The 25,324-nt window shown below is 62.9% G+C and carries 25 protein-coding genes; 21 read left to right on the top strand and 4 right to left on the bottom strand.

Annotation, left to right across the window (positions count from 1 at the left end):
• Window positions 1–3 precede the first annotated feature (3 nt).
• The 3 genes from EH199_RS18650 to EH199_RS18640 all read left to right on the top strand — a co-directional run bounded on the left by EH199_RS18650 (window position 4) and on the right by EH199_RS18640 (window position 3,032).
• Window positions 4–333: a DUF736 domain-containing protein gene (locus EH199_RS18650; protein ID WP_124810696.1), complete on the top strand. Its 330-nt coding sequence runs from the start codon at window positions 4–6 to the stop codon at window positions 331–333.
• A gap of 4 nt (window positions 334–337) precedes the next feature.
• Window positions 338–1,039, top strand: a complete 702-nt coding sequence (locus EH199_RS18645; RefSeq protein ID WP_124810695.1) for a lytic transglycosylase domain-containing protein — start codon at window positions 338–340, stop codon at window positions 1,037–1,039.
• Between the two features lie 247 nt (window positions 1,040–1,286).
• Window positions 1,287–3,032: a DUF3363 domain-containing protein gene (locus EH199_RS18640; protein ID WP_124810694.1), complete on the top strand. Its 1,746-nt coding sequence runs from the start codon at window positions 1,287–1,289 to the stop codon at window positions 3,030–3,032.
• A 3-nt stretch (window positions 3,033–3,035) separates the two neighbouring features.
• Here the strand turns inward: EH199_RS18640 and EH199_RS18635 are convergent, their stop codons facing one another.
• Together EH199_RS18635 and EH199_RS18630 are read right to left on the bottom strand one after the other, a co-directional pair.
• Window positions 3,036–3,329, bottom strand: coding sequence for a hypothetical protein (locus EH199_RS18635; protein ID WP_124810693.1), 294 nt, complete (start codon window positions 3,327–3,329; stop codon window positions 3,036–3,038).
• 5 nt (window positions 3,330–3,334) lie between these two features.
• Complete coding sequence (locus EH199_RS18630; RefSeq protein WP_124810692.1) at window positions 3,335–3,532, bottom strand: hypothetical protein; 198 nt, start codon at window positions 3,530–3,532, stop codon at window positions 3,335–3,337.
• Between the two features lie 216 nt (window positions 3,533–3,748).
• Here EH199_RS18630 and EH199_RS18625 point away from each other — a divergent pair, with 216 nt between their 5' ends.
• From EH199_RS18625 to EH199_RS18605, 5 genes are all read left to right on the top strand, one after another.
• Window positions 3,749–5,737, top strand: a complete 1,989-nt coding sequence (locus tag EH199_RS18625) for a conjugal transfer protein TraG (protein WP_124810691.1) — start codon at window positions 3,749–3,751, stop codon at window positions 5,735–5,737.
• Window positions 5,734–6,141: a CopG family transcriptional regulator gene (locus tag EH199_RS18620; protein WP_124810690.1), complete on the top strand. Its 408-nt coding sequence runs from the start codon at window positions 5,734–5,736 to the stop codon at window positions 6,139–6,141. Before EH199_RS18625 ends, EH199_RS18620 begins: the two co-directional genes overlap by 4 nt.
• 102 nt (window positions 6,142–6,243) lie before the next feature.
• Window positions 6,244–6,435: a hypothetical protein gene (locus EH199_RS18615; protein WP_124810689.1), complete on the top strand. Its 192-nt coding sequence runs from the start codon at window positions 6,244–6,246 to the stop codon at window positions 6,433–6,435.
• A gap of 52 nt (window positions 6,436–6,487) precedes the next feature.
• Window positions 6,488–9,361, top strand: a complete 2,874-nt coding sequence (locus tag EH199_RS18610) for a class I SAM-dependent DNA methyltransferase (RefSeq protein WP_124810688.1) — start codon at window positions 6,488–6,490, stop codon at window positions 9,359–9,361.
• A gap of 1 nt (window position 9,362) precedes the next feature.
• The gene (locus EH199_RS18605; protein ID WP_124810687.1) at window positions 9,363–10,079 is read left to right on the top strand and encodes a hypothetical protein; all 717 of its coding nucleotides are present in this window, start codon (window positions 9,363–9,365) and stop codon (window positions 10,077–10,079) included.
• A gap of 52 nt (window positions 10,080–10,131) precedes the next feature.
• On the opposite strand, the gene EH199_RS18600 is transcribed toward EH199_RS18605, so the two are convergent.
• The gene (locus EH199_RS18600; RefSeq protein WP_223806763.1) at window positions 10,132–12,981 is read right to left on the bottom strand and encodes a YecA family protein; all 2,850 of its coding nucleotides are present in this window, start codon (window positions 12,979–12,981) and stop codon (window positions 10,132–10,134) included.
• 219 nt (window positions 12,982–13,200) lie between these two features.
• Between EH199_RS18600 and EH199_RS18595 the strand changes: the two genes are divergently transcribed.
• The 12 genes from EH199_RS18595 (at window position 13,201) to EH199_RS18540 (ending at window position 23,854) form a co-directional block, all read left to right on the top strand.
• Window positions 13,201–14,085, top strand: a complete 885-nt coding sequence (locus tag EH199_RS18595) for a bacteriophage abortive infection AbiH family protein (RefSeq protein WP_124810686.1) — start codon at window positions 13,201–13,203, stop codon at window positions 14,083–14,085.
• A 146-nt stretch (window positions 14,086–14,231) separates the two neighbouring features.
• Window positions 14,232–15,215, top strand: coding sequence for a P-type conjugative transfer ATPase TrbB (trbB, locus tag EH199_RS18590; protein WP_124810685.1), 984 nt, complete (start codon window positions 14,232–14,234; stop codon window positions 15,213–15,215).
• Window positions 15,216–15,223: 8 nt separating this feature from the next.
• Window positions 15,224–15,544, top strand: a complete 321-nt coding sequence (locus EH199_RS18585; RefSeq protein ID WP_370449700.1) for a TrbC/VirB2 family protein — start codon at window positions 15,224–15,226, stop codon at window positions 15,542–15,544.
• Window positions 15,544–15,819, top strand: coding sequence for a VirB3 family type IV secretion system protein (locus EH199_RS18580; protein ID WP_124810683.1), 276 nt, complete (start codon window positions 15,544–15,546; stop codon window positions 15,817–15,819). Before EH199_RS18585 ends, EH199_RS18580 begins: the two co-directional genes overlap by 1 nt.
• 4 nt (window positions 15,820–15,823) lie before the next feature.
• Window positions 15,824–18,295, top strand: coding sequence for a conjugal transfer protein TrbE (gene trbE / locus EH199_RS18575; RefSeq protein ID WP_124810682.1), 2,472 nt, complete (start codon window positions 15,824–15,826; stop codon window positions 18,293–18,295).
• 4 nt (window positions 18,296–18,299) lie between these two features.
• Entirely contained in the window at window positions 18,300–19,058 is a 759-nt protein-coding gene (gene trbJ / locus EH199_RS18570; RefSeq protein WP_124810681.1) for a P-type conjugative transfer protein TrbJ, read from the top strand.
• A 4-nt stretch (window positions 19,059–19,062) separates the two neighbouring features.
• Window positions 19,063–19,389, top strand: coding sequence for a putative entry exclusion protein TrbK-alt (gene trbK-alt, locus EH199_RS18565; RefSeq protein ID WP_124810680.1), 327 nt, complete (start codon window positions 19,063–19,065; stop codon window positions 19,387–19,389).
• Window position 19,390: 1 nt separating this feature from the next.
• Entirely contained in the window at window positions 19,391–20,707 is a 1,317-nt protein-coding gene (trbL, locus tag EH199_RS18560; protein WP_124810679.1) for a P-type conjugative transfer protein TrbL, read from the top strand.
• 3 nt (window positions 20,708–20,710) lie between these two features.
• Window positions 20,711–21,394, top strand: a complete 684-nt coding sequence (gene trbF, locus EH199_RS18555; protein ID WP_124810678.1) for a conjugal transfer protein TrbF — start codon at window positions 20,711–20,713, stop codon at window positions 21,392–21,394.
• On the top strand, window positions 21,391–22,425 hold the full coding sequence (trbG, locus tag EH199_RS18550) for a P-type conjugative transfer protein TrbG (protein ID WP_124810677.1): 1,035 nt from the start codon (window positions 21,391–21,393) through the stop codon (window positions 22,423–22,425). The genes trbF and trbG overlap by 4 nt, the downstream gene beginning before the upstream one ends.
• Complete coding sequence (locus EH199_RS18545; protein WP_124810676.1) at window positions 22,422–23,630, top strand: TrbI/VirB10 family protein; 1,209 nt, start codon at window positions 22,422–22,424, stop codon at window positions 23,628–23,630. The genes trbG and EH199_RS18545 overlap by 4 nt, the downstream gene beginning before the upstream one ends.
• A complete protein-coding gene (locus EH199_RS18540) occupies window positions 23,627–23,854 on the top strand; it encodes a DUF2274 domain-containing protein (protein ID WP_124810675.1) in 228 nt (75 codons plus the stop codon). Before EH199_RS18545 ends, EH199_RS18540 begins: the two co-directional genes overlap by 4 nt.
• Here EH199_RS18540 and EH199_RS18535 read toward each other — a convergent pair.
• Entirely contained in the window at window positions 23,842–24,744 is a 903-nt protein-coding gene (locus tag EH199_RS18535) for a LysR family transcriptional regulator (RefSeq protein ID WP_223806762.1), read from the bottom strand. The two genes, EH199_RS18540 and EH199_RS18535, sit on opposite strands and share 13 nt — an antisense overlap.
• Window positions 24,745–24,932: 188 nt before the next feature.
• On the opposite strand from EH199_RS18535, the gene EH199_RS25100 reads away from it, so the two are divergent.
• Window positions 24,933–25,256 (top strand): helix-turn-helix domain-containing protein, encoded by a 324-nt coding sequence (locus EH199_RS25100; protein WP_124810674.1) that lies wholly within the window; start codon window positions 24,933–24,935, stop codon window positions 25,254–25,256.
• Window positions 25,257–25,324: the final 68 nt, after the last annotated feature.

The raw sequence follows: 25,324 nt of genomic DNA, 5'->3' as shown, positions 1-25,324 counted from the left end.
ACCATGAAGATCGGATATTTTGTGAACGCCGAAGGCGGATTTTCCGGACACATCACGACACTGACGCTCGACATCGGCGTGGTGCTGCTCGCCACCGAACCGTCCGACAACGAGAACGCGCCCGATTACCGGGCGATTGTCGGCGACGGCGACGAGGCGCGAGAGATCGGCGCGGGTTGGAAACGCACAGGCGAAAAGGCGGGCGACTACGTCGCACTCCAGATCGACGACCCGGCATTCGTCCAGCCACTGCGAGCCAACCTGTTCCACGACGACGGCACCGGCCACGTCCTGGTCTGGTCGCGCCCGTCCCGGCACGACAAGGCGGATTGAGCCGATGTGCAGGAATAGCTTTGGCTTTGCCGCGTTCCTCGCAGCTGCCCTGTTCGGTAACGCGCCTGCCTCCGGGCAGGCCGCTGCCGAACAGGCGCAGCCGCGCACTGTCGACATAGCTGCGCATGTCGCCGAGGCATCGCAGCGCTTCGGTATTCCAGTGCAATGGATCTACGCCGTGATGCGTACCGAAAGCGCCGGCCGAATTGGCGCGGTTTCGTCAGCGGGAGCGGTGGGCCTGATGCAACTCATGCCCGGAACCTGGGCGCGCCAGCGCGCCCGGTTCGGGCTTGGTCCTGACCCGTTCGATCCGCGCGACAACATCATTGCGGGTGCGTCCTACCTTCGCGAACTGTATGACAGCTACGGTATCCCTGGCTTCCTTGCTGCGTACAACGCTGGCGGTGGGCGATATGAAGACTGGCGCGATCGCGGTCGCCCGCTTCCCGCCGAGACCCGCGCCTATGTCGCCAAGATCGCACCGATGCTGCAAGCAGGCGGCGCGGCAACAGTCGTTGCCAGCGCATCGCCCGTGCAGCCGGTTCGCCTATCCTGGACACAAGGCCAGCTTTTCGCTGTGCGCGCGGATGCCCCAGCCGACGCATCCGGCAGCTTCGCTGCCGCCGCGCCGCCGACCTCCGTTCCCGCTTCGTCTGCCCCGTTGAACGGCCTCTTCGCGCCCGTTTCGGGGAGCCGTCGGCAGTGATCGCCCCGTTGTCCTTCTGGCGCGTCATGGCGTGGATTGGCGTAGGATTGTGCGGAAAGTCGGTTGCAGGAGGGGAAGGTTCAGGAGGATGGCAAGATAAAAGCGGAGCCAGCTGCCGGGGTGTGAGGGCGCAGATTTGTGAGCTTTCCAAAGCCAGCCGCTTCGTACCACGACTGGCTCCCTTCAGGAGAATGCGCGCAATTCCGCCGTGCGCAGAGCCAGCCGCCATTCCGCGCCGCATCCTCCCATGAGCGACGACGACTTCGAGATCAAACCGGGACGCATACGTGACCGCGCCTCTGGTCAGCGCAAAGCGCGCACTCTCAAGGCGCAGCTTCGCGCCTTGTCCAACCGGGCCGGACACAGCGGTCGATCTGGCAGCTCGGGTGCCAGGCGGGGCACCGGCCGACTGGCGCGAGGCCGGATTGCCAACCTGCGAGCAACCACTCGCGCCAGCCATCGCCGTGTCATTGTCAAGGCGCGCGTCGTGCGGCACCGGGGATCGCGCTTCGCCGCAGCGCCGCTCGCCCAGCACCTGACCTATCTCAAACGCGACGGCGTTACCCGGGACGGGAAAGAGGCCGAACTGTTCGGTGACGATCCCGAACCGGTCGATGGCAAGCTCTTCGCCGAACGCTGCGCCGATGACCGGCATCACTTCCGCTTCATCGTCTCGCCCGAAGATGCAGGTGAGCTTGACGACGTCCGGACCTTCACGCGCGAACTGCTGACGGATATGGAAAAGGATCTCGGCACCCGGCTCGACTGGGTTGCAGTCGATCACTGGAACACCGACAATCCCCACATCCACATCCTGGTCAGAGGCAAGGCCGACGATGGCCGCGACCTGGTGATCGACAAGGACTACATCCGCGAAGGAATGCGTAGTCGCGCGGAAGCGCGCATTTCGCTTGAGCTTGGACCACGCAGTGAACGCGAGGTCGAGCGAGCCTTCATGCGCGAGATCGATGCCGACCGCTGGACCAGCCTCGATCGCCGCCTCCAGCGCATGGCCGACGATCTTGGCGGCGTGGTCGATCTGCGCCCCGATCTGCAGCGGACTGCGAACCCTGGCAACCAACACCTCATCGGCCGCGCCACCAAACTCGAGCGCATGGAACTTGCCGACAGGATCGCGCCCGGGTGCTGGCGACTGAAGCCAGGGCTCGAACAATTCCTCCGCGAGTTGGCGGTCAGGGGCGACGTCATCAAGACGATACACCGGGCGATGACCGGCCGGGGCCTTGCTGCCGAGACCGGACGGTTCGCTTTGCACGATGGAGCCGCGCCGGAGCCGGTTATCGGGCGACTGGTCGAGCGCGGGCTGCACAACGAGCTGACTGGCGAGGCCTATGCCGTGATCGATGGCGCCGACGGGCGGGTGCATCATCACAAGTTTAGTGACATCGACCTGACCGGCGATGCCGCGCCCGGCGCGATCGTCGAACTCAGCATCTGGACCGACCGGCGCGGCCGCGAGCAATCATCGCTCTGGACCCATTCCGATCTCGATCTAGTCGGTCAGCAGACTGCGCGGGGATCGACCTGGCTCGACAAGCAGCTCGTCGCCACTGAGCCGCTGGCGCTCGGTGCCGGGTTCGGCGTCGAGATCGACGCAGCCAAGACGCGGCGACTGGAGTATCTCGAAGCCGAGGGTCTCGCGAAACGGCAAGGCAACCACTTCGTGCTCTCCCGCAATCTGCTCGGCACACTGCGCGATCGCGACCTGGCCGAAGCGGGGTCCGCGCTCTCCCGCGAGCACAATCTGCCCTATCGCCCGGGAAGGCCGAGCGGTGAGGTGTCGGGCGTCTATCGCGGACGAATCCGGCTCGCATCGGGTCGCTATGCGATGATCGACGATGGCCTCGGCTTCTCGCTTGTGCCCTGGTCGAAGCAGCTCGACCGGCACCTAGGACAATATGTCAGCGGCGCATCGCAATCGGGTGGCGGGATCGAGTGGAGGCTCGGACGCTCACGCGGGATCGAGATTTGACCCTCAACCCTGCCGGTCGATCTTGAGCGGCCAGTTGAAATCGCCGCGCCGGGCGTTGCGTTCGGCCACTTCCCGTTCGAACGCGTCGCCAGCGCGCGACACCCCATAGTCGTCGGCGAACAGTGGCACCTTGCTGGACATGGCTTCGGCGGCATCGGCGTCGCGGAACACATCGTAACGCCCGAGCTGGCGCAGGATGCTGACCTCGGCGTCCTTGCTCTGTCCGCGCTTGCCGGTGACCGCGAGACCCACCGCGATACAGCGGGCGAGTTCGGTATCGCTGATCCGGACCTTCATGGCGCTCAGATCAGCAGCAGCTGGTGCGTGGCGTCGCCGTTGAGGCAGGCATTGGCCCTAAACGCGGCATCAACGGCATTGCGATAATGGACCGTGCCGAACCGCTCGGCCACGTCGAACGGGACAGATGTCCATTCCTCGCCCGGATAAACGCTCTCGTAGATCGCGCGCGCAGCTTCGCGCAGCGCCACATCGTGCTGCATGATGATCATTCCTGTGCTGAAGCCGAATCGGCAAGGCGCCAACAATATTCGTTCTATTTATGTTCTTAAAGCCACGGCGATCGGCGCAGCTGTCAGCCGGGCGATCTCGCCACCCCTTCCGATCTTCCGCCAGTCTGCGATCACTGCCGCGCGGGCCTTGCAATTGCGCGTTTGCCGCACCGACATGCCTTTCCGAAACGGGAAGGAGCAAGATCATTGTCCGCAGCGAAGATCCTCTGGGGCCAGGTGCTGGCCGTGTTCCTGATTATCCTGATCAGCGTCTGGGCGGCTACCCAGTGGACAGCCTCGGCGCTCGGCTTCCAGCCCGAGCTGGGCACACCCTGGTTCACGGCTTTCGGCCATCCAGTCTACCGGCCCTATGACCTCTTCTGGTGGTGGTTCTCCTTCGATGCCTATGCGCCGCACATCTTCGACAAGGGCGGGATGATCGCGACATCAGGCGGCTTCGTCGCGATAGTGGTCGCCATCGCCATGTCGGTCTGGCGCGGCCGCGAGAACCGGAACGCCAACACCTACGGAACCGCGCGCTGGGCGACCCGCGAGGATATCCGCAAGGCAGGTCTGTTTGCCGACAGCGGGGTGGTACTCGGCCAGTTCAACAACAACTACCTGCGCCACGACGGCGCCGAACATGTGCTGTGCTTCGCGCCGACCCGTTCGGGCAAGGGTGTCGGCCTCGTCATTCCAAGCCTGCTCACTTGGCCGGGCTCGGCCATCGTTCACGACATCAAGGGCGAGAACTGGGACATCACCGCGGGCTTCCGCAGCACCTTCAGCCGTACCCTACGCTTCGATCCGACCAGCCTCGACTCTGCTGGCTACAACCCGCTGCTCGAAGTGCGCCGCGGCATCAACGAGGTGCGCGACGTCCAGAACATCGCCGACATCCTGGTCGATCCGGAAGGCAGCCTCGAAAAGCGCAACCACTGGGAAAAGACCAGCCATGCCCTGCTGGTCGGCGCGATCCTCCATGTCCTCTATGCCTGCCCCGACAAGTCGCTCGCCGGCGTCGCCGCCTTCCTCTCCAACCCCGACGAGACGATCGAGAACACGCTCTACGCGATGATGGATACGCCGCATCTGGGTGAGGCCGGACCGCACCGGGTGGTCGCCAGCGCGGCGCGCGAATTGCTCAACAAGTCCGACAATGAGCGCTCCGGCGTACTGTCGACCGCAATGTCTTTCCTCGGCCTTTACCGAGACCCTGTGATCGCCAAGGTCACCAGCCATTCCGATTGGCGGATCGCCGATCTGGTTGAGGGTCCTCCGGCTTCGCTCTATCTGGTGGTTCCGCCATCCGACATAAGCCGGACCAAGCCGCTGATCCGGCTGATCCTCAACCAGATCGGTCGGCGATTGACCGAAGAGTTCGATCCCAAGACCAAGCGCCAGCGCGTCCTGCTGATGCTCGACGAATTCCCGGCTTTGGGCCGCCTAGACTTCTTCGAGAGCGCGCTAGCATTCATGGCGGGCTATGGCCTCAAGGCCTTCCTGATCGCGCAGTCCCTCAACCAGATCGAGCGCGCCTACGGCCAGAACAACGCCATCCTCGACAATTGCCATGTCCGGGTGGCCTTTGCGACCAACGACGAGCGCACTGCGAAGCGCGTGTCGGAATCGCTGGGGACAACAACCGAGCAGCGCTCGATGAAGAACTATGCCGGGCATCGTCTGTCACCTTGGCTCGGCCACCTGATGATCTCGCGTTCGGAAACCGCGCGGGCACTCCTGACTCCAGGCGAGGTTCTGCAACTACCCGAGACCGATGAGGTCGTGTTGATGTCCGGCGTTCCGCCGATCAAGGCGAAGAAGGCGCGCTACTACACGGATCGCCGGCTTCAGGCCCGTGTGGTCAAGGCACCGACCAATTGCGGCCAAGCGAAGGATACTCGCTCGTCCGACGACTGGAGTGCGCTTCCACCGATCGAAGCCGACCCCGACTTGGCCGCAGAACATCGGCGCAAACTCGATTCCGCCAACGGCGGATTGCGGCGCGAACCGGAATTGCCCGAGCATGTTGAGGTCGTCGCCAAGCCAAAGACTCCGACGGCCGAGTTCGAATTTTCCGATGCCGATGGTGTCGAAGACGATCAGGCAGCTGCCAATAGCGAACGGATCCGCCGGACAATGGAGCGCAGCGCCCGGCAAGCCTCGCTCGATCTGGGTGACGGGATCGACATGTGAAGCTCAAACGCACCTTCCGCTTGCCTCCCGACGTGATCGACCAGCTTGCCGAGTTCGCATCGCGCAGGCGGGTGGGCCAGCCGGATATCGTCGAAGCCGCGCTTCGCTCATTCATGTCGCCTGACAATCCGGAGCAACTCGAAGCCGCACTCAGCCGCCGCCTCGATCGCATCGACCGGCATCTTCGACGGCTCGATGAGCAGACCGAGATCACAACCGAAGCCCTAGCCTTGTTCGTCCGGTTCTGGTTGACCGCCAATCCTCCCCTTCCTGACAGCGGGCATGCTGCTGCTCAGGCGCAAGGGAAGGAGCGGTACGAGGGCTTTGTCGAGGCACTCGCTCGAAAGCTGCATACAAGCTCCAGACTCATCGGCGATACCGCACTGAAGGCGAAAAGGAACTAATTCCAGATTTCTGGCTTTCCGGGTTGCAAGAAAACCAGAAATCTGGGATTCTTGGAGAAATCAAGGTCGGACTGGGTCGGCTGCGAAGATGAAGGGGGCTCGATGGCGAAAAGACAAGCGGCTACGCCCGCCAATGATGTAGACGCTGAGTCCGGCAAAGGGAGTTCCCTCAACTTCAAAGTTGACGCGGAGTTCAAGAAAGAATTCAAAGGGTTTGCTGTAGCTCAAGGGATCAGCATGACCGATCTTCTCAAGGAGGGTTACGCGCTCTCCAAAAAAGAACGGCAAAAATGATCATGCAATCGGTCAGGCCAGCACGCACCGCACCAATATTGCGGTGTCCGCTATGACATTGGAGGCGGGGAGCGCCGCCCATGAAACAGCGGACTGGCTGTTTTCGATCAGCGATGGCCGTGGCCTGCCCATCATTGATGGCCTGGTGGCGGTCGAGAATTATGATCGCAGCGGTCGGCCGCCTGAAGAAGTCGCCATCATGGAGAAGGCTCAATCCTACGGGGCGCGTGCCGTATTTTTCGAAGCGGAGCGTAATGGGCGCGCGCCTGTCCCACAGGCTTTCATCTTCGATGCGAATGATGGTCTGGACGATGCTCACTTCGCCGAACTGCACAAGCGTCTCTGGAGCTGGGGAGGTGTACCTCTGGTCTACCGCGCTGTCCCCGGGAGCATTCAGCTGTTCCGCTGTGCCCACGAGCCCGACTTCGCGGGACAGGGTGACGTGCCGGTCTGCCGGCCTATTCGAACCCTGCTGATCGGGGCCAAGATCGCCGAGCAGGACGTATGGTGGGACGCCGCCCGCATTCAGAATGGCACCATCTGGGATGATCCTGGCGCCTGCAAGCTCATGCTTTCGGCCCAGAAGGCAGCGCACCGCACTCTGGTCGAGGAAGTGCGTGCGCTGGCCAAGCAGCTTACGCAGCAAGAACTTCTTGCCCCGCGGCTTCGCCGACGTTTGCTGATCCTGTCTCTGTTGATCGCCTATCTCGAAGAGCGATCCGTTCTTCTGCCGGCAGATTTCGGTAAAGCCAGCGAAGGCGCCAGCCGTTTCTTCGAGGTTCTAGGGGACGGAGCGGCGCTGGTCAGACTGCTTGAGGCGCTTGAAGAGCGGTTCAACGGTCATGTCTTTAGATTGACCGATGAAGAGCGCGCTGCGTTGGCCGCCAGCACAGAACTGACGCGCTACGCACGCCTCGTGGAGGGCTATGAAGACAGCACGGGCCAGCTCAGCCTTTGGCGGCTTTATTCCTTCCGAGACCTGCCGGTCGAACTGATCAGCAATATCTACCAGCTCTTTGTGAAGGACGCGTCTAGTTCGATCTACACCCCGCCTGCTCTTGTCCGGCTGATGCTGGAAGAGACGCTAAGTTGGGATCGACTGGACGCGCTCATGGCCGGGGACGGCGTTATCCTCGATCCCGCCTGCGGGTCAGGCGTTTTCCTGGTCGAAGCCTACCGGCGGCTAGTCCTGCACTGGCGCTGGCGCCACGACTGGGAGCGCCCCGGTATCGACGATCTGCGCCCGCTGCTCCAGCGCGTGCACGGCATCGATCTGGAGGACGGCGCTGTCGAACTCGCCGCATTCAGCCTCTGCCTTAGCCTCTGCGACGCGCTTCAACCCGAAGAAATCCGCTCCAGCGTGAAGCTCTTTCCGCCGCTCGCCGACGTGACATTGCACCACAGCTGCTTTTTCGACGCCAAGGCGAACGGGCTGATTACGGCCCCGGTGGCGGTAATCGTCGGCAATCCGCCGTTTGAATCGTCTTTGACGACCGACGGGGCAAAGCGAAGCTATTCTGCTTATATCAAAGAGCATGGCGCGCTGGCCGACAAACAGCTCGCCTATCTGTTCCTGCAAGATGCGATGGAGATGCTGGCACCAAAGGGTGTGCTGGCAATGGTCGAGCCAGCGGGCTTTCTCTACAATCAGCACACTCTGCCGCTCCGCCGGACATTCTTCGCTCGATGGAGGGTCCGGGAGATTCTGGATTTTGTATCGGTCCGCGGGCTGTTCAAAAAGGGCGAGGCCGACCCGAAGATCGTGGTGGTCATTGCTGAGGCCGATAAGCCTGCCCCCGACAGCCGCCTGCTCCACGCGGTATTTCGCCGCAACGGTCGGGCCACGGCGGAGCAAGGCTTCGACATCGATTATTACGACCTACATTGGCTGAAGAACGACGATGCCGAACGGTCACGAGACGTTTGGCGCGCCAACCTGCTTGGCGGCAGCCGCGTGCATGATCTAATCGAACGGTTGCGCGGGTATCCGACGCTCAAGGAATTTGCAGCGAAACGAGACTGGGACTTCGGTGAGGGATACATTGCTGGGCTCAAGGGCATTTCTCGCCCGGCCGACCATCTCATCGGTAAGCCGTTGCTGCCGACCAGCGCGCTTTCGGAAAATGGCCTCGACACGATTTTCCTGGATACGGTGCCAGATCGTCCGATCAAGGACACCAAGACCGCGCGGCGGTTCACGCCCCCCTTCTTGCTGATCAAGGAACATGAAAATCTGCATCATGGTCTCTGGAACGGGCACTACTTAACCTACAAGCACGAGATCGTGGGTCTGGCCGCTCCAAAGGCGGATCTCCCTCAGCTCGCTGCCATCGAGACCTGGCTTGAGCGGGAAGGCACAGTGCTGCGTGCTTATGTGGCCGGTATCAGCGCGCGACTCTTCACACAGCGCGCCACAGCCATCCTGAGCGCCGATATCTTTGCCCTGCCTTATCCGGAAGATGAGGATCTGGATCTAAGCCAGAATGAGCGGATCATCGCCGAGGACATAATCGCGCATCAGCGAGATTTCATTCGCCTAGGAACAGCTGCGCCGGTGATGCGAGTGGCGCCTGCAGAGGCGCTCGATGCATTTGATGAGGTTTTCACGAACCAGATCAATGCTGTGTATTCGCGCAAACCCCTACGCGCTGTTGAATTCCAACACTGGTCCGGCACCATATGCAAAGCTTACGCTTTCGGCGACGGCTCAGTCGATTGGTCCGGCGCCGATGAGCTGCGCAATCGTCTCGACGATCTTCTGTACGAGCGTCGCGGCTCTGGCTTGACGGTGACACGCATCACCAGGCTTTACGACAAGGGCTTTGTGTTCTTGCTGAAGCCTGACCGGCATCGTTTCTGGACGCGATCTATCGCGCTGCGCGACGGCGACGATGTCCTCGCAGACCTTCGCACGCAGGGATTCTAGCGTGCTGGCCGACGACGGCGATCGCCGGGCACAAGCTGGATCGCTCGACAGCGATGTTCACCTCCCCGGCGAATGGATCTCGTCCCTTGTCGGTTTCATCAGCGGCGTTCTCCCTGGCTGGCGAGACGATCCCATCAGGCCTGCGCAAACCGGCGAGACTGCCCTGACCGCCCAGCTTTGCGCACGCCTCACAAGCGCAAGCCGCCATGCACCAGGTTGGGATTTTCTCCAGTTCAAGCGGGAAGAGCCGGACGACACGGATAGCCGGCGATCGATAGATCTCGTGGTAGCGCCGAGCGGCTCGGTTATCTGGATCGAAGGCCGTGAATACACGGAGTATCAGACACTTCTTCCGATCGAATGCAAAAGGCTGCCGACGCCGACCGGAACCGCACGCGACGAACGCGAATATCTTTACAGTCGTTTCAGCACCACAGGCGGCGTTCAACGGTTCAAGGCAGGTCATCATGCCTCAAGCCATGATCGGGCCGCCATGATCGGCTATGTGCAGGCTCGCGACATCCCTGCTTGGGCCGTTCAGATCGACGAATGGATTGACGGGTTGCAAGGAGATTCCATCGAAGGCTGGTCGGTCGCTGACAAGCTCGCCATCGTCGAGCACAATACGGCCGCAAGAATGGCCTCACTGAGGTCCGATCATGCGCGGCGCAACGGCCTCCTGGGCATCCGGATCGACCACATCTGGATCGAAATGTAGGGATTAAGTGGCTTACTGACTATTGTGCGGCCATAGTGACAATGAGCTGGCATCAGCGGCCGTGGCAATGCTTGTATTTCTTGGTGGAGCCGCACGGGCACCGTTCATTTCTACCAATCTTCCTTTGCACAACCGGGGCCTGACCCCGCCGCGCATCAAACATCGCCTGCACTGCGGGAGGCACTGATATTTGTGCCTGAGGAGGACCACCAACCCGCCTGAGGCGCTCGACGAGTCTGCGTTGACCGCGCAGTTCACCTTGCTGCGCGGGGCTGAGCCCTGCCTCGTAAGGACGCAGCCGCTCCATCTCGGCGGCAGCGGCGGCGTGATCCCCGCAATATGCGAGTACGACAGCATACTGGGCGCGAACCGGCACCACCCATGAGACAAGGCCGAGGGCCTGAATTGTGGGAAACAGGTTTCTCTCGAGAACGTCCCTCGCGCCGATGAAATCATTGCGGGAAACGAAATCGTCGACCAGATCCTGGCCGACCCGGACCAGCGATTGTGGGGCTCGGGCAAGATCGTAGAACTTCATCGAGTGTATTCGGGCAAGGCCCGTGAAGTTACCGTCGCGACCTCGCGACTGGGCGTAAAGATCGAGTGTGTCGGCGAGATGTTTGAGATCGTCCGTCAAGTCGCGCCCTTTGGGAAGCAGCGGGCGCAGTTCGGATGCGTTGCGCCCGAGCACATCGTCTGGCGTCAGACCCAGTACCCTGTAGTATTCCTCGATCAGCGGCTCGACTTCGCTCGCCGCCAACGCGTTCTGACCGAGCTTGAAAAGCGCAAGGGCTCGGTTGTAGCGGAAGATGCGGCGGTGTTCAGGGCTGTCAGGGAGTTGCGCTTCGACCTGCCTGCTCATGTCGAGCACACCTGCGACATCGCCGGTATCGGTGAGCGCGAGCATGCGCTTCATGGCCCATGCGAGCCATTCGGTCGCACTGAGTTTCTCCGTATCGAGCAGTGCTTTCATTCTTTCGAGTCGCGGCAGGGCCGCCCCGAGATCGCCCTCACGCAGATCGTTGAAGACAAGGCCGTCGAGCGCCCACAATCGCGTCTCTGGATTCTCACTCGCGTCCGCAGCCACGGCGGCCATGATCGGTTCGATTTCGGGCCATACGCCCATTTCGTGGAACAGTTCATCGGTCGCGAACTGTACCAGAACATCTGCTTGGCCGAGGTTGCCGAAGAGTCGGATGAGCAGACCGAGCTTGCCGACGCTCCAGTCCCGCCGGATAGAGCCCACCATAAGATCGAGCAGAGCCTGCTGCGACGAGCGTGCGAAATCGGCGCCGCGTTCGGCGACATAGGCACAGCCAAGGATCCTGACTGCGTCATGAATTTTCACGCCGGCGTTTCCGAACAGCTCCAGCATGCCGGATTGGGGAAGTGAGCGCATCCGGGCCATGGCCTCGCGCTTTCCAAGACCCAGCGATTTCTCGATCAGCGCGATGGCGTCGTCACGCGCGAGCGCGACATCGGAAAGACTGAGCACACCGATCGTTTCGGCCTGCTCGGCGGAAAGTCCATCGAATGCGCGCTTGAGAATGAGTTCTTGGGCGACAGAAACCGCGTGCGTCTGCGTCTCGATCTCGGCGCACAGCGCGGCGATCGAGCCATCATACTCGCGCGCGGCAATCAAGGCCGCATTCAAGACATAAAAGGGCAGCGCACCGGTTAGCCGCGACAGCCGTTCACATGCGGGATAGTCAGCATGGCAACTCGCGTCTGTGATTGCAGCGGCGATGGTGTCCTCGTTCCAGCCGCCCAGCGTCTCCGTTTTAATTTCGAGCAACGTCTCCAGCTCTGTGACTGTCACCCCGGACTGACAGATCAGAAGAAATCGAATATTCGGTGCACGGTCGACCAGTGCTCGAACATCGACGGCGGGCAGCGTATGCATATTGTCGAGAACGACATGCACAAGCAGGTCGCCTTGCCCGAGGCGTACACTTAGTGCTCCAAGCGTCTCAAGAGGTGAGGCGCCTGGGAGCAGAATTTCGCCAAGCCCGCCACGGGTACGACCGAACATCCGCGCGGCGACCTCGCGTGCGACGGTTGCCGGGAGGGCCGTGCCCGGGATGTCGGCAACATCGATGTAGGTGATTGCGGCCGGCGAGTGCACTGCGGCCTCCGCTACCCACGCTGTCTTGCCCGCGCCAGAAAGGCCGCAGAGAATGCGAACCCGGTCTTCGGTCAGCAGCGGCGGCTCGTCGATCTGCGAACGATAGACCAGCGGTGGTGCCGGTATGTCCTGCATTTTCACGACGAGCTGCTCGAACAGCGCAGGAAGTTCATCGCTAGCGAAGGAATGGTCCTCACGTGGCGGCGATCCGCTCGAGGCCAGAACTACCTCGCCAGCCAGCTTCCAGGTAAGTGTGTCCGGTCGCAGGATCGCGAACGGAAGGGTCTCCGCTATCGCAACACAGGCACCCACGGCATCGGCAACACTTGCAGCCGGTCGAGGGATACCGGGCTTTGGGTCGGGGCCTGCCGGCCAGTTCAGCTCGACGTCGGCAGGCCAGTCGCCTGCTCCGCGCATCTTGGTCAGTTTCGGTGATGGCGGCACGTTGCAGGCAATCAAGAAGCTCGCCGTGCCTTGACGAGTACCCGCCACGTGCTCGCGGCGAATGTCGTCGAAGCGCGCCAGAGCATCGACGACATCGGCAGGTTGAAGCGTCTCTCCCCGGGTCTTGACCTGAATATACACGCGACCATCCGGACCCACGACCTCGACATCCTCGTCACGCTCGACAACAACTCGCAAGGTGTCGGTGCCCGGCGCACGAAGCAGGCATTCAGCCACGTACAGATGCTGATACAGAAACCCGCGGTGCACATGCTGGATTCTTTCCAGTTGCCGCGCGTCGATCACCATTGGTTCCTCCAGGCCGTCCGCCATGTTCGATTCCTCTCCCTCCTGGCCGTTCTTGCCCGACTGCCACGATCTTCGGGAGCTGGATATGGGCACTCTGCCGACAATTTGAAGGTAGGCCATGAGTCTGAATAGAAACTCGCCCAAGGAATCAAGTTTCACTGTTGAAGCAGGCAGTCTGAATATGTCTTGTGGCCCTGCTAATCTGAGGGCTACCGAATAATTCGATGATCGGAGATCATAAAAATGGAACGTCTATATGTGATCGGCAATGGCTTCGACCTGCACCACGGCATACCGTCGAGCTACTTCAGCTTCGGCAGCTATGTCGAAAGGATCGACATGACCTGCTTCAATATGATCAAAGAGTATCTCGCCTTCGACGAGGATTTCTGGAACTTCTTTGAGGAGCGGCTGGCGACGTTCGACGAGGATCAGGTCATCGATCATGCCGAACAGTTTCTGGTATCTTACGCTGCCGAAGAATGGAGCGACGCCTACCACCATGATTATGAGTATGAGATCCAGCAGATCGTCGGCGGCCTATCGGAAACTCTTCGTCGGCACTTCGCCGACTGGATTCGCGGCCTGCCAATCCCAGCACCAGGAACATTTGTCCAGGTCCGGAGCATCGATCCGCTCAGTCGTTTCATCAACTTCAACTACACGCCTACTCTTCAGCGTCTGTATGGCGTGCCCGAGCCGAATGTTCTTCACATCCATGGTAGCGCAAGTTGTCCTAACGACCAGATCATCCTCGGCCATGGCTGGCAGCGTCTTCCTGAGGAGAAACTGTCACCGAAAATTGATGAGGATACAGACGTTCGCGTCGCGGGCGGTTATCGTTTGATCGACCAGTATTTCGCCGACACATTCAAGCCGACAGCCACAATCATTGAGCGATACAACTCTGTCTTCGACGCGCTTGGCTGCATCGAGGAAGTCGTCGTCCTCGGCCATTCCCTGTCCGACGTCGACACCCCTTATTTTACTGCAATCATCGAGCGCGTGTCGCCGTCCACCCGCTGGTCCGTAAGCTACTATACGGACCCGAGCAGAGAGCAGGAAAACTTTGCACGATTCGGTATCAGCCCTGACCTTGTGACGTTCGCTCCCTTGCAAACGCTGTAAATTACTGAGGTGGCCCAGCTGGCTTTGAGCGTAGCCATCCTGCCGCCGCTTTCTCACGTTGCGCCAGCCTACGCCGACCGCAACAACCTGTTGCCTTCCAACATTCTGATGCCTTTTTGATCTGCCTCGCAGAAACGAGGCAATTCATGAGCGTCATCCCGATCCAATCGCAAGCATCGTCGCGCGGCGCGCGCATGCTGCGCACCGCGCTCGGGCCGGAGATTGCAGCCTGGCTTGAAGATGCCTCGGTCATTGAGGTCATGCTCAATCCCGACGGGCGGCTGTGGATCGACCGTCTGCGAGCCGGGATTGCCGATACGGGTAGCGGGATGTCCGCCGCCGATGGCGAGCGGATCATCCGGCTGGTGGCGCACCATGTTGGGGCCGAGGTCCATGCCAAGGCACCGCGCGTTTCGGCGGAGCTTCCCGATACGGGGGAGCGCTTCGAGGGGCTGCTGCCTCCGGTCGTGGCCGCACCAAGTTTTGCTATTCGCAAGCCCGCCGTCGCAGTGTTCACACTCGCGGATTATGTCGCGGGGGAAATCATGGGCGCGTGGCAAGCGGAGGCGCTAATTGCCGCCGTTGCTGCCCGCAAAAACATCCTGATCGCAGGCGGCACATCGACCGGCAAGACCACACTTACCAATGCGCTGCTCGCCGAGGTCGCCAAAACCGACGATCGGGTGGTTCTGATCGAGGACACGCGCGAACTGCAATGCGCCGCGCCCAACCTGGTGTCACTCCGCACCAAGGACGGTGTTGCCACCCTCTCAGACCTGGTCCGCTCGGCACTACGTTTGCGACCTGACCGCATCCCCATCGGTGAAGTGCGCGGCGCTGAAGCGCTCGATCTGCTCAAAGCATGGGGCACCGGACATCCCGGCGGCGTCGGGACAATTCATGCCGGCTCGGCGCTCGGCACGCTGCGGCGGCTTGAACAACTGATCCAGGAGAGCGTGGTCACCGTGCCGCGCGCGCTGATTGCCGAAACCATCGACGTCATTGCCGTGCTGGTCCGCGAAGGCACTGGGCGCCGCCTTGCCGAACTCGCCGAAGTCACCGGGCTCGATAGCCAAGGCGACTACCACATCCTCCCCATCACCCCCCAAGCCAAAGGAGTTTCTTCGTGATCCAGACCATTTCACGCGCCCGTGCCCGCCTGTCCGCCGCCATGCTCGGCGGTTTCGTTGCCCTCAGCATCGCCACTCCAGCCCATGCCGCGGGTTCGTCGATGCCGTGGGAAACCCCGCTCCAGTCGATCCTCGAATCCATCCAGGGTCCGGTGGCCAAGATCGTCGCGGTCATGATCATCATCGCCACCGGCCTCGCGCTCGCGTTCGGCGACACGTCGGGCGGCGCGCGCCGGATGATCCAGATCGTGTTCGGTCTGTCGATTGCCTTTGCCGCCTCGTCCTTCTTCCTGTCGTTCTTCTCGTTCGGCGGCGGAGCGCTGGTCTGATGGAGACCGCACCGCCCGAAGCCGTGCCGGGTTACGTGGTGCCCGTCCACCGTGCGTTGACCGAGCATATCCTGCTCGGCGGCGCACCGCGCGGCCTCGCGATCGCCAATGCGACGCTGGCCGCCGCGATCGGGCTGGGCCTGCGCCTGTGGATCGCCGGCGTGGTGATCTTTGCGCTCGGCCACATGGTCTCGGTCTGGGCGGCGCGGCGCGATCCCCAGTTCGTCGATGTCGCGCGGCGGCATCTGCGCTTCCCCACCTACCTGAGGGTCTGAGCCCATGTTCTCGCTTCGCGAATACAGGAACAGGGCCGACCGGCTCGCCGACTTCCTGCCCTGGGCGGCGCTGATCGCGCCGGGCGTGGTGCTCAACAAGGATGGCAGCTTCCAGCGTTCGGCCCGGTTTCGCGGTCCCGACCTCGACAGCGCAACCCCGGCCGAACTGATCGCGACGACCGCCCGGCTCAATTCTGCCCTGCGCCGCCTCGGCTCGGGCTGGGCGATCTTCGTCGAGGCGGTGCGGCGTCCGGCGCAGGACTACCCCGACAGCAGCTTTCCCGATCCCGTCTCGTTGATGATCGACAGCGAGCGCCATGCGCAGTTTGCCGAGGAAGGCGCGCATTTCGAAAGCGGCTATTTCCTGACGCTGTGCTGGATGCCGCCCGCCGAGGATGCCGCCCGCGCCGAAAGCTGGTTCTACGAGGGCATGACCGAAAAGGGCATCAATCCCAGGGAACTGCTCGACCAGTTCACCGACCGCACCGACCGGCTGCTGCGGCTGATCGAAGGCTTCGTGCCCGAGGTCGCGTGGCTCGATGACAGCGAGACGCTGACCTACCTGCACGGCTGCATCTCGACACGCAGTCACCGCGTTCGCGTTCCCGAAACCCCGATGCACCTGGATAGCCTGCTCGCCGACGAGCCGCTCACCGGTGGGCTCGAACCGCAGTTGGGCCGCGCCCATCTGCGCACGCTGACGGTGGTGGGATTTCCGAGCGCGACATTTCCTGGGCTGCTCGACGAACTCAACCGGCTCGCCTTCGCCTATCGCTGGTCGACCCGCGCGGTGATGCTCGACAAGTCGGATGCGGCCAAACTGCTCGGCAAGATCCGGCGGCAATGGTTCGCCAAGCGCAAATCGGTCGCCGCGATCCTGAAGGAGGTGATGACCAACGAGGCTTCGGTACTGGTCGACAGCGATGCCGCGAACAAGGCCGAGGATGCCGACGCCGCGCTGCAGGAACTCGGTGCCGATCATGTGGGGCAAGCCTATGTCACCGCGACCGTCACGGTCTGGGACGAGAATCCCGCGCTCGCCGCCGAAAAGCTCCGCCTGGTCGAAAAGGTGATCCAGGGCCGCGATTTCACGGTGATCGTCGAGGGCATGAACGGTGTCGAGGCCTGGCTCGGCTCGCTCCCCGGACACCTCTACGCCAATGTCCGCCAGCCCCCGATCTCGACGCTCAATCTCGCGCACATGATCCCGTTATCCGCGGTTTGGGCCGGGCCGGAATGGGATGAGCATTTCCGCGCGCCCCCGCTGTTCTACGCGCGCACCGAGGGTTCGACCCCATTCCGCTTTTCGCTCCATGTCGGCGATGTCGGCCATACACTGATCGTCGGCCCTACCGGTGCGGGCAAGTCGGTGCTGCTCGCGCTGATGGCACTGCAGTTCCGCCGCTACGAACGTGCGCAGGTCTTCGCCTTTGATTTTGGCGGCTCGATCAGGGCAGCGGCTCTGGCCTGCTGTGGCGACTGGCAGGATCTCGGAACCAGTCTGTCCGACGACGGCGCCGGGGCGGTCATGCTACAACCGCTGGCGCGGATCGACGAGGCGGCCGAGCGCAACTGGGCGGCCGAGTGGTTGCAAGCGATCCTGGCGTCCGAGGGCGTCACCGTCGATCCGGTCACCAAGGAACATCTGTGGTCGGCGCTGACCTCGCTCGCTACTGCTCCGGTGACAGAGCGCACGTTGACCGGGCTCGCCGTGCTGCTCCAGTCGCAGGCCTTGAAGCAGGCGCTCGCGCCCTATTGCATCGGCGGGCCGTTCGGACGGTTGCTCGATGCCGAGGCCGAACATCTTGGGCGGGCGAGCTTCCAGGCCTTCGAAACCGAGGGGCTGACCGGATCGGCCGCGGCGCCGGCCGTGCTATCTTATCTGTTCCACCGCATCGAAGGCCGACTCGACGGCTCGCCGACGATGATCATCATCGACGAGGGCTGGCTGGTGCTAGACAGCCCGGCTTTCGCCGCGCAGCTCCGCGAATGGCTGAAAACCCTGCGCAAAAAGAACGCGAGCGTGGTCTTCGCGACCCAGAGCCTCGCCGACATCGAAAGCAGCGCGATCGCGCCCGCCATCATCGAAAGCTGCCCGACCCGCATCTTCCTGCCCAATGAACGCGCGGTCGAACCGCAGATCCTGTCGATCTACCGCCGCTTCGGCCTCAATGACCGACAGATCGAGATCGTCGCGCGGGCGACGCCCAAGCGCGACTATTACTGTCAGTCGGCGCGCGGCAACCGCCTGTTCGAACTGGGTCTGGGTGAAGTGGCGCTCGCGTTCACCGCCACCTCGTCGAAGACCAACCAGCTGACGATCGGCGAACTGACCGAAGCCCACGGCACGGCCGAGTTTGCTGGCCGCTGGCTGCGTCATCGCGGCCTCGTCTGGGCCGCCGACATGCTGCCCAGCAGCCCCGCCATCCCCCCAGCCCGAGACCCCCAAACCCCGTCGGGCCAACCCAAGGAGTAATCCCATGAAGATCCGTCCCATCCGCAATGCGCTCGCCGCCGGTGCCGCGATCCTGTCGCTGTCGGTGACCGCGCTCGCGCCCGCGCCTGCCTATGCCCAGTTCGGGGGGATTGTTTATGACCCCACCAACTACGTGCAGAACGTGCTTACCGCCGCGCGCACGCTCGAGCAGATCAACAACCAGATCCGCCAGATTCAGAACCAGGCGACCTCGCTGATCAACGAGGCGCGCAATCTCGCGAGCCTGCCGACCAGCGTGCTGGCGCCGCTTCAGCAACAGATCCAGCAGACCCAGCAACTGCTCGGCCAGGCGCAGCGCATGGCCTACAACGTCCAGCAGATTCAGACCCAGTTCGCGCAGCAGTACAAGTCGATCGACCTGTCCGCGCCGCAGCGCACGCTGGTCGAAGGCGCGGAAAGCCGCTGGCAGACCAGCGTTGCCGCCTTCGAGGACGCGCTCAAGGTGCAGGCCGGCGCGGTCGCCAACATCGCGGGCACGCGAAATGCGGTCAACGATCTCGTCACCGCGAGCCAATCGGCGACCGGCGCGCTGCAGGCGGCCCAGGCCGGCAATCAGCTCCTCGCGGTGCAGTCGCAGCAGCTCGCGGACCTTATCGCCAGCGTCACCGCGCTCGGCCGGGCGCAGACGCTGGACGCGGCGAGTAGCGCGGCGGCCAAGGCCCAGGCCCGCGAGCAGCTCCGCCGTTTTCTGACGCCGGGCCGGGGCTATGTCGCCACCTCGGTCCAGATGTTCCGGAACTGAGCCGATGGACACCAAGCTCATCGCGCGGATCGGAGCCGGGGCTTTCTTCGCCGTGGTCCTGATCATGACCGCGCTCCAACTGCACGATGAGCCCAAGGCTCCGCAGTCCCAAACCATCATCGTCGCGGAGCCCGATGGCGATCCGCTCCCCGCACAGCTCCGCGCCTGCGCGAACATGGGCGAGCTGGCGCTGTCCTCGCCCGATTGCCGCGCGGCCTGGGCCGAGAAGCGGCGGCGGTTCCTCGGTGCCGGGCGCACAGCCGGCGGAGCCGCAATACCGCCGCCGGGCTCCTCTCCGCTTCCCAAACCCCAGCCAGCAAAGGGCCAGTGACATGGGTGGCACCGGCGTCGTCGATCGCTTCCTCGACATCTTCTCGCGCTACATCGACAGCGGGTTCGGCCTGCTCCACGGCGAAGTCGCGTTCATCGCGACCACGCTGATCGTGATCGATGTGACGCTGGCCGCGCTGTTCTGGTCGTGGGGCGAGAACGAGGACATCATCGCTCGCCTCGTCAAGAAGACCCTATTCGTCGGGGCTTTCGCTTACATCATCGGCAACTGGAACAATCTCGCCCGGATCGTCTTCGAAAGCTTCGCCGGGCTCGGCCTCAAAGCGAGCGGCACCGGGTTCACCGCGGCCGAGCTGCTGCAACCGGGCCGGGTTGCGCAGGTCGGCCTCGATGCCGCGCAGCCGATGATCGAAGCGATCTCCGACCTGATGGGGTTCGTCAGCTTCTTCGAGAACTTCCTCCAGATCGTGATCCTGCTGCTCGCCTGGGCTATCGTCATCATCGCCTTCTTCATTCTGGCGATCCAGCTGTTCGTGACCCTGATCGAGTTCAAGCTGACGACGCTCTGCGGATTCGTCCTCATCCCGTTCGGCCTGTTCGGTAAGACCGCCTTCATGGCCGAACGCGTGCTCGGCAATGTCGTTTCCAGTGGCATCAAGGTGCTGGTGCTGACGGTGATAGTCGGCATCGGCTCGACCATATTCACCGAGTTCACCAGCGCGATCGGGCCTGAACCCACCATCGAGGACGCGCTTTCGGTGGTGCTGGCCAGCCTGGCGCTGCTCGGACTCGGCATCTTCGGTCCCGGCATTGCCAATGGCATCGTCTCGGGCGGACCCCAGCTTGGCGCAGGTGCCGCTGCTGGAACCGCGCTCCTCGCGGGCGGTGCCGCCGCCGGCGCGGTTGCGGGTGCCCGCATGGCAGGCGGCGCGGTCGCATCGGCTGCATCCAATGTCGCCCACGGCACATCGCGGGCCGCAGGTGGTGCGACCATGGCCTATGCTCTGGGCTCTGCGGGCAAGTCGGGTGCAACTGCAGTTGGCTCCGGCATGGCCGCGGTCGGCGATGCCGCCGTCGGCGCCGCGACTTCGCCACTGCGTAAAGCGGGCGACTCTATGCGCCAATCGTTCCGCGATGGCAGTCGGGCTGCGATCACCAATACCGGCGGCACGATTACGCCCGGCCCCAGCACACCACCCACGCCGCCATCCGATCCCGACCAGGGCCTGCCCGCCTGGGCCAAGGCGATGAAGGACCGGCAGGCCCTGGCTCACGGCGCGACGATCGCTGCCCACACCCTCAAGTCCGGCGACAGCCATGGCGGCGGGGCTTCCATCGACACTTCCGAAAAGGACTGACCTATGTTCCGACGCCCCTCGATCCGCTATGGCAAGACCCCCGAACCCGAAACGCCCTATCAGCGCGCGGCGCAGGTCTGGGATGACCGGATCGGCTCGGCCCGTGTCCAAGCGCGCAGCTGGCGCCTCGCCTTCTTCGGCGCGCTCGGGCTCTCGACCTGCCTCACCGCCGGGATCATCTGGCAGGGCGCGCGAGGGTCGATCATCCCGTGGGTCGTCCAGGTCGACAAGCTCGGCGAAGCCCAGGCCGTTGCGCCCGCAGATGCCGGGTTTATGCCTTCGGACCCACAGATCGCGTTCCACCTCGCCCGGTTCATTGAGCAGGTCCGCGCCGTGCCCGTCGATCCGATCGTGGTGCGGCAGAACTGGCTGCGCGCCTATGACTTCGCCACCGACAAGGGCGCGCTGGCGCTCAACGATTATGCCCGGACCAACGATCCGTTCGCCCTGATCGGGCGCGAACAGATCGGGGTCGATGTCACCAGCGTGATCCGTGCCTCGCCGACAAGCTTTCGCGTCGCCTGGGTCGAGCGCCGCTACCGCGACGGCAGCCTCGCCGAAACCAGTCGCTGGACTGCGATCCTGACCATCGTCGTCCAGACCCCACGCACCCCCGATGCCCTGCGCAAGAACCCGCTCGGCATTTTCGTCAACGCCATCAACTGGTCGAAGGAACTCGGATCATGATCAGCACATTTTTTGCGACGAACCGCCGCGTCGCCGCCGCCGTACTTGCCGCAAGCTCGGCGCTTGCTTTCCCTACGCAGGCCCAGGAACAGAAAACGCACCAGTCTGCTGCGCCTGCGATCCCCAACGAGGTAGCGCAGGCACCACATTCGGAACCAGCGGTCGTGGCGATCCCTGTGCCGCTCCCGCTCCCCGGTCAGCTCAAAGCGTTTCCGCAGCGCCTCCCTCCCCACGCTGCGGGCCGCTCCCGCCCGTCCCAGAGTCGCCCCACTCTGCAGGACAGGGTGGGAGCGGCGATGGAAGCCGCAAGAATTCAGCCCGAGCGCACCGGGTTCATCAACGCGATCCAGGTCTTCCCCTTCACCGAAGGCGCGCTCTACCAGATCTATGCAAAGCCCGGTCAAGTCACCGACATCGCGCTGCAGGAAGGCGAGCAACTGGTCGGCTCCGGTCCGGTCGCCGCCGGCGACACCGTGCGCTGGATGATCGGCGATACGGTGAGCGGGATCGGCCCCGCCGCCCGGGTTCATATCCTGGTCAAGCCGATCCGGCCCGACATCGCCACCAACCTGGTGATCAATACCGATCGGCGGACCTACCATCTCGAACTGCGCGCCAACCCGTCGGTCTACATGGCTTCGGTCTCCTGGACCTACCCGCAGGACCAGTTGATCGCGCTGCGACAGGCGCGCGCCGAAGCCGAACGCGCGGCACCGGTGGCGGCAGGCATGGACTTGTCGCTGCTCAATTTCCACTATGCGATCGAGGGCGACCGGCCCGAGTGGCGGCCATTGCTTGCCTTCGACGACGGCGTGCGGGTGTTCGTCGAGTTCCCCGAGAGCATCGCCCAGGGCGAATTGCCACCGCTGTTCGTGATCGGCGCCAAGGACGAAGCCGAGCTGGTCAATTACCGCGTCTCCGGTCGCTACATGATTGTCGACCGGCTGTTCGCCCGCGCCGAGTTGCGGCTCGGCGGACGCAAGGGCCAGCAGACGGTGCGGATCGTCTCCAACCGGCGGGGGCGGGCATGAACAGCGGGGAACAGGACGGACGCCCTGAGGTGCCGCCCGCCGATCCTGAAAGCGCGGTCAAGCTGCGCGGCGATCCCCCGCGCGTCATGCGCCTGTCGCGCAAAGCCATCGGCATCGCGTCGGCTTGCGGTTTCGCGGCTGTAGGCGGCGCGCTGATCTACGCGCTCCAGCCTGCTGGCCAGAAGGGGGCGGAAGAGCTCTACAACACCGATGGCGCTGCGGTAGCCGACAACCTCGCGGGCGCACCCAAGGATTACGGCCAGGTCCCAAAGCTCGGCCCGCCACTACCCGGTGATCTTGGCAAGCCGATCCTCGATGCGCAGCGTCGCGGCGATGTGGCTCAATTGCCGCCGATCGGCGCGCAGGCGCCTGCGCCTCCAATCAATCCTGCGGCCACTGCCGCCGATGTTGCCCGCCAGCGCGCCGAACAGGAACGCGAGGCCGCACGTGGCAGTCGCCTGTTCTTCGGCGGGGGATCGCCAGCGAGCGGTGGTGCGACAGGGTTGGCAGGGCTTCAGCCAGCTGCCGATGGTGGAGCTGCTGCGCCCTCTGCCGCGCCTCTGACCGAAGCAGGCCGCAAACAGGCATTTCTGGAACGGGCCAGCGACCGGCGCACGGTGTCGGCCGAGCGGCTGACCGGGCTGGCCTCACCTTCGATCCTGCAGGCAGGCTCGGTCATTCCGGCCGCACTGATTACCGGCATCCGCTCCGACCTGCCTGGCCTGGTGACCGCGCAGGTCACCCAAAATGTCTATGACAGCCCGACGGGTCGCATATTGCTCATCCCGCAAGGATCGCGGCTGATCGGCGACTATGACGCCGATGTCGCCTTCGGGCAGAGCCGAATCCTGCTCGCCTGGAACCGGCTGATCCTGCCCGATGGCCGCTCGATCGTGCTCGAACGCCAGCCTGCTGCCGACCCGCGCGGCTTTGCCGGTCTGCAGGACGGCACCGATTACCACTGGGGAGGCGTGCTCAAGGCGGCGTTGGTCTCGACCCTGCTGGGCGCGGGCTCGGAGTTCGGTTCGGGCGACGACGGCAATCTTACCCGTGCGTTCCGCCGCGGCACGCAGGACAGCATCAATCGCGCCGGTGAGCAGATCGTGTCGCGCGAACTCAATGTCCGACCGACCCTGACCATCCGGCCCGGATTTCCGGTGCGGGTGCTGGTGACGCGCGATCTGGTTTTTGGAGGCGGGCAATGACCCGGCTCAAACTCGCCGATCTGGCCGACGAGAAGCCCGTGCGCCTGACTGTTGAGGTCTCGGCGCGATTGCACAGGGAACTGCTGGCCTATGCGACGGTGCTGAACGGCGGAAATACCAAGGATGCACCTACACCCGAGCGACTGATCCCGCCGATGATCGAGCGGTTCATTGCAACCGACCGGAGCTTCGGGAAAGCGCGGCGCGCGGCTCAGCCGGGGTAGCGTTCCTCAATCAGCTCGAAGAAGCGCCTAAGCGCGGGGTTGTCATTGTTCTTGCGCCAATACAGGGCATACTCAAGGCGCGCTGGGCCCGTCGGATCGTGGATCTCGTGAAAGCAGATGTCAGTCCATGACACGCCCTGCGAGGCCTCGGTCGCAATCGAGATGTAGCGCTTTGCCGCTACCATGCTCAACACGCTTTCCAGGCTCGTGTCCTGTACGATAATATTGGGGCGCTTGCCCTGTTCCGTCAGCCGTCCCGCGATAAGGTTGCCAAATATTGGACCAAGACCGACTGACGAGACAACGAAAACTTCTCGCCGCAGGTCCTGCCAATAAAGCTGTTCCTTTTCCGCAAGCGCATGATCGTCGGGCAGCACGGCAAAGAGTCGTTCGGACCAGACGCGCCGCGACACGATCCCGTCTTCGCCAAAGCCGATTGGCGCGACCGCGACATCGAGCGCGTGGGATTGCAGCCCGTGGAATAGTTTCTCGAGACTCGCCTCGATTCCGTCGAATTGAACGTCCGCGAACTTCGTAAGATAGCCTGCAATCGCAAGCCTGAGGTTGCCTGCTAGCAACGGTGTACAATACCCCACTGCAATCCGCCCCTGCAGACCGTAGCTGACATTACGAGCAGTTGTGCGCAAATTGTCGACATCGGTCACGATGCGGCGAGCCTGCTCGATAAATGGACGGCCATTTTCGGTGATTTCGGCGCCCCGTGTGGAGCGCTTGAATAGCTTCACCCCAAGGCGTTCCTCCAGTTGTTGGACTTTCCTGCTTAATGTGATCTGTTTCACATTTAGCGTAGCAGCCGCACGCGAAAAGCTCTGCGCGTCCGAAGTTACTACGGCATACCGAAGCTGGCGCAATTCGATGCGTTCAATCACTTCCTGCTAACCCGCATCTAGGCGTCCCTCGCGACTTGCTATCCACGGTGCCATAGCAAGAAATGTATGGTGACCGGAATCTGGATCGTCCCCATCCGCGACATTAAGCAAGATTTGTTTGGTCAGGGTGTTTGACGCACCGATCGGCAGTTGCGATCACAATCAGGAACCAAAAGAACGGTAATAGCATGCTTGATAGGGGGGTTTTCGGCGAGAGATACGAAGCGCGAATTGCGCGCGCGATATCCTACGTGGATGAAAATCCGGCTGAACACATATCACTGGAAAAGTTGTCAGCGATCGCTTGCCTTTCGCCTTTTCACTTTCATCGGGTATTTAGGTCTTTGACTGGAGAGGCCGTTCGGGAATTCGTTGAGCGCCGTAAATTGGAGCATGCGATTGCCCTCGCTAACAAAGGCAAATCTTGGAAATACGCTGCAGCCGCGTGCGGTTTTAGAGCGGTTTCCACACGAACTGACTCGTCAGGGATTCCCTTCGCGGCGCCGTTGTGATTCAGACTTCCTGCTGGTGTCAGGAGGCCAGCATGGATGGCACGAACGCTTTCACAGGATCTTCGGGA

Origin of the sequence: Novosphingobium sp. LASN5T, assembly GCF_003856955.1 — a bacterium.
Taxonomy (GTDB): Bacteria; Pseudomonadota; Alphaproteobacteria; order Sphingomonadales; family Sphingomonadaceae; genus Novosphingobium.
Note: the sequence above shows the minus strand (reverse complement) of the source record. Positions and strands in the feature narration are given on the sequence as shown.